Origin of the sequence: Microcoleus sp. (assembly GCF_049646505.1) — a bacterium.
Classification (GTDB): domain Bacteria; phylum Cyanobacteriota; class Cyanobacteriia; order Cyanobacteriales; family Microcoleaceae; genus Microcoleus.
Genome location: NZ_JBARVX010000202.1, coordinates 1 through 6,183 on the forward strand (window position 1 = coordinate 1; position 6,183 = coordinate 6,183).

The 6,183-nt window shown below is 46.9% G+C and carries 4 protein-coding genes; 3 read left to right on the plus strand and 1 reads right to left on the minus strand.

Features of this window, described 5'->3' with window-relative positions:
• Positions 1 to 532: 532 nt before the first annotated feature.
• On the minus strand, positions 533 to 3,085 hold the full coding sequence (locus WBA89_RS11100) for a sugar phosphate nucleotidyltransferase (RefSeq protein ID WP_424406338.1): 2,553 nt from the start codon (positions 3,083 to 3,085) through the stop codon (positions 533 to 535).
• A 354-nt stretch (positions 3,086 to 3,439) separates the two neighbouring features.
• On the opposite strand from WBA89_RS11100, the gene WBA89_RS11105 reads away from it, so the two are divergent.
• The 3 genes from WBA89_RS11105 (at position 3,440) to WBA89_RS11115 (ending at position 5,966) form a co-directional block, all read left to right on the plus strand.
• A complete protein-coding gene (locus WBA89_RS11105; protein WP_424406339.1) occupies positions 3,440 to 4,651 on the plus strand; it encodes an RNA-guided endonuclease InsQ/TnpB family protein in 1,212 nt (403 codons plus the stop codon).
• Between the two features lie 348 nt (positions 4,652 to 4,999).
• Positions 5,000 to 5,197, plus strand: a complete 198-nt coding sequence (locus WBA89_RS11110) for a hypothetical protein (RefSeq protein WP_193974558.1) — start codon at positions 5,000 to 5,002, stop codon at positions 5,195 to 5,197.
• 7 nt (positions 5,198 to 5,204) lie between these two features.
• Complete coding sequence (locus WBA89_RS11115) at positions 5,205 to 5,966, plus strand: class I SAM-dependent methyltransferase (protein WP_424406340.1); 762 nt, start codon at positions 5,205 to 5,207, stop codon at positions 5,964 to 5,966.
• Positions 5,967 to 6,183: the final 217 nt, after the last annotated feature.

A 6,183-nucleotide genomic window follows, 5' to 3' on the forward strand; every position in this document is an offset into this window, starting at 1 on the left:
GTTGTCAGTTGTCAGTTGTCAGTTGTCAGTTGTCATCGGGAATGGGGCATTGGGAATGGGGCATTGGTCAGTAGTCAGTAGTCAGTAGTCATTAGTCATTAGTCATCGGGAATGGGGCATTGGGAATGGGGCATTGGTCAGTAGTCAGTAGTCAGTAGTCATTAGTCATTAGTCATTGTGATTGGGCATTGGTCAAACAGGGCATTGGTCAGTAGTCAGTAGTCAGTAGTCATTAGTTGTTTGTTAAATAGCGGTTCTCACAAAGGTGAGGTATGCTTTTATGCCCGATGCTCTTCGGCCCGATGCTTTTAGGCCCGGTTTGCCCGGTTTGCCCGATGCTTTTAGGCTCGCGAGAGATCCTCATCTTTGTGAGAAAGGCTATAACAATTAATAACTAATACTTCGACTGCGCGATCGTACAAATTACCCATTCCCAATTACCAATTACCAATTACCCGTTACCAATGACTAATGACCAATGACTAATGACTAATGACTAATGACTAATGACCACTGACCACTGACTAATGACTCAGTTGTCATTACCGCTACCAAATGTATCTTGGAGAACCGCAGCCTCGGTTTGGGTGACAAAATCGTTAACCAGAGCCCGGTACTCCTTCAAAGTTTCCGATACCCAATCTCGGTCTTCGCTGTTGGCGTAGATATGAACGGTTGGTTCGCTAGCATCGGGCAAAACTAATACCCAATTGTCGTCGCTGTAGTTAAAAATCTTCACTCCATCTACTAATTCTAAACGATCGGGCGAATGAGTTTCTACCAAATACCGCATTAGCGAACCTTTTACCGTCCAAGGACAGCGGACGCTGTAACTGCGGTGGGTGACGCGGGGAAGTTCGGCTTTGATCTGTCCGAGCGATCGCTCCTGAACCGTCATCATTTCTATCACTTTAGCAATGCAGAACATTCCGTCAAACCCCGGATGCAACTGCGGGAAAATAAAACCCATACTGCCGCTACCGCCCAAAACTACATTCGGGTTCCTGTTAGCGGCTTCCATCAAAGCCGTTGGGTTCGCCTTCGTGCGGATTACCTTGCTTTGATAGCGGCGGGCGATCGCCTCCACCGCCGAAGACGCATTCACAGGCACTACTACTGTACCTTTCGGATTAGCAGTCAACATCAAATTTACCATCAGCGCCGTCAGCATTTCCCCGCGAATCGCTATCCCAGACTCATCTACCAAAATGAGCTGTTCGCCGTTGGCCGACACCTGCACCCCAAAATTAGCGCTGAGTGCCTTCACCACCCGGCCGAGTTGGTCGAGCAAATATTCCCGTTCCCCGTTGCTCAGAGAAGTCTGCTTGAGACTGGCATTGAGCACCACCGCATCGCAGCCGAACTTGGCGAGCACTTGCGGCAGAATTGCTCCAGAAACTGCGTAAACGTAATCGATTACCACCTTAGAATTGCTGTAGCGTATTGCCTCAACATTCATCTGCCGCTCAAAAATGCGGTTGTAAACATCTAGAGCTTGGTTGAAGTACGACATCTCTCCAATTTCGGGAATTAGAGCTCGCCGCAAATCTTCCTTAAAATAAGCCCCCTCGATTTTTTTCTCGGCTCCTTTAGTAATATTGATGCCTTTGATATCAAAGAATTCAATTAAAATGTGGTCGGAACGATCGGGCGAAATGCGGACGTGAATGCCGCCGGCAATTGAGATCGTAGACGTAACCGTGCGCGCGATCGGAATAGCCGTCGATTCCAAATTCACCACATTAATTCCCACCGACATCAAACCCGCAATCAAAGACCTCGAAACCATCCGCGAAATACTGCGCTGATCGCGAGAAACCGATACCGAAGTCCCCGGTTTCAAAGTCGAGCCGTAAGCCGCGCCCAATTTCACGGCAAATTCCGGGGTAACATCCACATTTGCCAGTCCTTGAACGCCCCGCTGACCGAATAAATTCCGCTTAGCTTGTTCTCCCCAAATTAAATTTTGATTTAACAGAGCGCCGGATTCAATATTTTTGCTCGGCCAGACGCGCACCCCAGGGCCGATTTGCGCTTCTTCTCCGACGACCGACATCGAACCGACCACAGCACCTTCGAGGATGTGGGCGCGCCTGTCGATGCGGGTGCTGCGGCAAATCACGCAGGCCCTGACGTGAACGTCTTCGCCGATAATTGCTCCGTTCCAGACGATCGGACGTTTGAGGTTAGCGTCGGCCCCGACTGTCACGTTATCTCCGATCACGGTACCGGCATTGATTTTAACTCGGGCTCCGATACGGCAATTGTTGCCGATCATTGCCGGCTCTTCCACGACCGCGCTATCGTCAATAAAAGTATTTTGACCTACCCAAACTCCCGATCGAACTTCGCTGTAGTAACTCAAATCCAGATTGACTTTTCCCCGCAGCGCATCGTACTGAGCTTCCCGGTAAACATCTAGCTGGCCGACATCGCACCAGTAACCCTCGGCGATGTAACCGTACATCGGCTCGTTTTTTTCCAGCAGCAGGGGAAACAAGTCCTTCGAGAAGTCGCATTTTTGATTGGCCGGCAGGTAATCCAAGACTTCCGGTTCTAAAATGTAGATGCCGGTATTGATGGTATCGGAAAAAATTTCGCTGCTAGAAGGCTTTTCCAGAAAGCGGTTGATGCGGTAATTTTCGTCAGCAATCACCACCCCAAATTCCATCGGGTTGGGAACGCGAGTTAAAACTAAGGTGGCTTTGGATTTATTGCTGCGGTGAAAGTCGATCGCTTCTGTCAAGTCGAAGTCTGTGATGCTGTCGCCGCTAATCACCAGAAAAGTTCGATCGAGCAATTCAGCAATATTTTTGACACAACCAGCCGTACCCAGCGGTTGGTCTTCCTCCACAGCGTAAGTCATTTGAACGCCAAACTCTGCCCCGTCAGTAAAATATTCGCGCATCACATCAGGAAGGTAGTGCAGGGTAGCAATAACTTCCGTAATCTTATGCTTTTTTAGCAAATTGATAATGTGTTCTGCGATCGGGCGATTGAGAATCGGCACCATCGGTTTGGGTAAATCGCACGTCATGGGTCTGAGCCTCGTTCCCGACCCCCCAGCCATCAGCACTGCACGCATAAAATCCTCCTTGCTTTGAAAGCTATCTACCGTCATTGTCCGCTAGAAAAAGTTTGCCTGCTGTAACCTGTGGGGCACCGCTATCAATTCTTAGCTTAGTCGCGGCTTAGTCGCGGGAAGCCCCGCGCTCTAATGGTAAGTAACCACACAAAATTAATTACATAAAGACTCCTTGCTAGGTAAGGGTTTCAGTAGAAATCTCGTGTAATTAATTCGGAACTACTACTTACGACCTTGAGCGACGGGATGTTCGCTGTGCGAGTCAAGGGGTTCGATGCCCCGCCGACTTTGCAAATAATCTTTGCCACCACCCTATTATTTATCATGTTCTGTAAACCGTGTTAACATAATGGAATGTTAAAAGCAGTCAAGGTCAGACTTTACCCCACGGATGCACAGCAAGCTCATTTGGCTCAAGCTTTTGGGTGTGCCCGTTGGGTCTGGAATCAGTCACTTGCGGCTATGTCAATAGCTTACAAAGAGACGGGTAAAGGTTTGTCTGCTCTTGATATGAAAAAGCAGATCCCGTTCTGGAAAGCTGAACACGAATGGCTAAAAACTTGCTATTCACAATGTCTTCAGCAATCTGTGCTAAATCTATCTCAAGCGTTCATTAACTTTTTTGACGGACGTACTGGTTATCCATCTTTCAAAAATCGCCAGGGTCGGCAATCCCTTCAATATCCCGCAAATGTCAAACTATTGAGCCAAGGCGAAATTAAATTCCCAGGTTACTTAGGAACGGTAACAGCTAAGGTTCATCGAGACATAGAAGGAAAGTTGAGGACTGTTACGGTGTCGAGGATGCCTGACGATCGCTATTATGCTTCGCTATTGGTCGAGGATGGTCTTGACTCGCCAGAACCCAGTAGTGAAGGCAAGACGATTGGGCTTGACTTGGGGCTGATTGATTTTGCCGTCACTTCGGATGGCTCAAAATACCAAAACCCACGGCATCTTAAGAAGCATGAGCTTAACTTAAAACGCAAACAGCGAAAACTATCTCGCAAAAGGGATAAGACCACGAACAAGCGGCGTAAAGCTCGTATTGCTGTGGCAAAAGTACATTCTAAAATTTCGAGAGTGCGCTTGGATTTCCTCCACAAGCTGTCCCGTAAGACAGTTAACGAAAACCAAGTTATCGTGGTGGAAAATCTAGCAGTGAAAAACATGGTCAAAAATCATAACCTTGCCAAGGTAATTAGTGATGCAGGTTGGGGAATGTTTTGCACCATGCTCAAATACAAAGCAGAGTTTGACGGCAAGACTTATCTAGAAATAGGCAGGTTTTTTCCCTCTTCTCACCTTTGCTCAAATACGCTGCTACAAATCCCAAAGATGGATCTCTGTGTCCGCTCGTTTGATTGCCCTCGTTGCAATCAGCGACATGACCGAGATGTGAATGCGGCGATCAATATTAGAAATGAAGGCTTACGGATTTTGGCGTTGGGAATCAGCGCTACTGCCCTTGGACGCAATGTAAGACCAAAACGGTATGGACGCAAGTCTACTACTGTAGAGGCTGTTGCGGTTGAATTGGGAAGCCCGCGTTCTATCTGTACTTAGATGAACGTTGGGTAATTCACGACGTTATCAATTGCTCAAACCCTTACTGAATATTGCTTCTTCCTTCTTCCTGATGACTGGTGACCGATCGCATCGCTCGATCGAGGATACAGCACTGCTGACTGATGACTGCTGACTAATGACTAATGACTGATGACTGATGACTAATGACTAATGACTTCTGTTATATTTTTAAGCTTCCCACCATCAGCGATTTTGAAGTATCTAGCTGAAGGTGGAATTGCCGCAGGTATCCGTGCGCCAAGGCGTCTGATAAATGATAGATTATAGAGTAGCGATGCAGGCTCGCTAACTCAAAATCCAATCAGTCGCTTAGGAGGTTATTTGATGGAACCGTTAATTGGATTAGTCTTGCTAGTCGCTTACGGCGGCGGAATTTGGAAATTTTGGAACGGTTTCGATCGCACTAACTTCGACAGAAGTTTTGCAAATCGCCTCAAACTCTCGCTGCTGTGGCCGGCGTTAATTTTTAATAAGCCTTACCGTCAAAACTTTACAAAAGCACTTAAAGGCTCTAGAAGGTAATTCAAGAATGTCTAAAAAATCCGCGAAGCGAAGCTATCCCGAAGAGAATCGCCCACTTGCAGGTGAAGAACAGACTTGGTTTGCCAAAGGAAAATCAGACAACTGGCCAATTTTATTATCCCAAGTCGCCACTAGGTTCGATCGCGAATATCGAGGAGAAGCATTCGCCCTACCCGAAGAAGTAGAAGCAATGCCAATTTTCCTAGAATCAGTAGCCGGAACCCTCCAAGCAAAAACAGTATCTCCCTTCTGGAAAATTGCCAAACCCCAAAAAAACCAGCGCTGTTTAGACATTGGCTGCGGAGTCAGCTTTCTGATCTACCCTTGGCGGGAATGGGAAGCATATTTCTACGGTCAAGAAATCAGCAGCAGCGCCCGAGACGCATTAAACGCCCGCGGCCCTCAGCTCAATTCCAAACTCTTCAAAGGAGTAGAATTAGCCCCCGCCCACAAATTAAATTACGAAGAAGATCAGTTCGATTTATGTCTGGCTACAGGCTTTAGCTGTTACTATCCCATAGACTATTGGAATATTGTCATGGGAGAAGTAAAGCGGGTACTAAAACCGGGCGGTCATTTTGTATTCGATGTCCTCAACCCAAATGCACCTCTAGCAGAAGACTGGGCAATTTTGGAAACTTATCGAGCAGGAGAAGTATTTTTAGAGACAATAGAAGACTGGGAAAAACTGATAAAAGCTGCTGGCGCTAAAGTAGTAAAAAAGCAAAGCGGCGACTTATTCCAAATGTATAAAGTTCAATACAATTGAAATCAATCTCGCTTGTCTGCGGAACCCGACTTCGTTTTTGTCGGATCGGTTTCAACCGTCGCTTCTGAAGATTTCAAATGTATAAAATTCAATAGACCTCTTGCAAAAATAATTAGGACGGGCCCCAGAGCCCGTCCCACAAAAATCTTTTTTTCTTGTGGGATGGCTTTGAGCATCGTCCCAAAATTTGATTAAAAGGACTGAGGCAAGAGGTCTA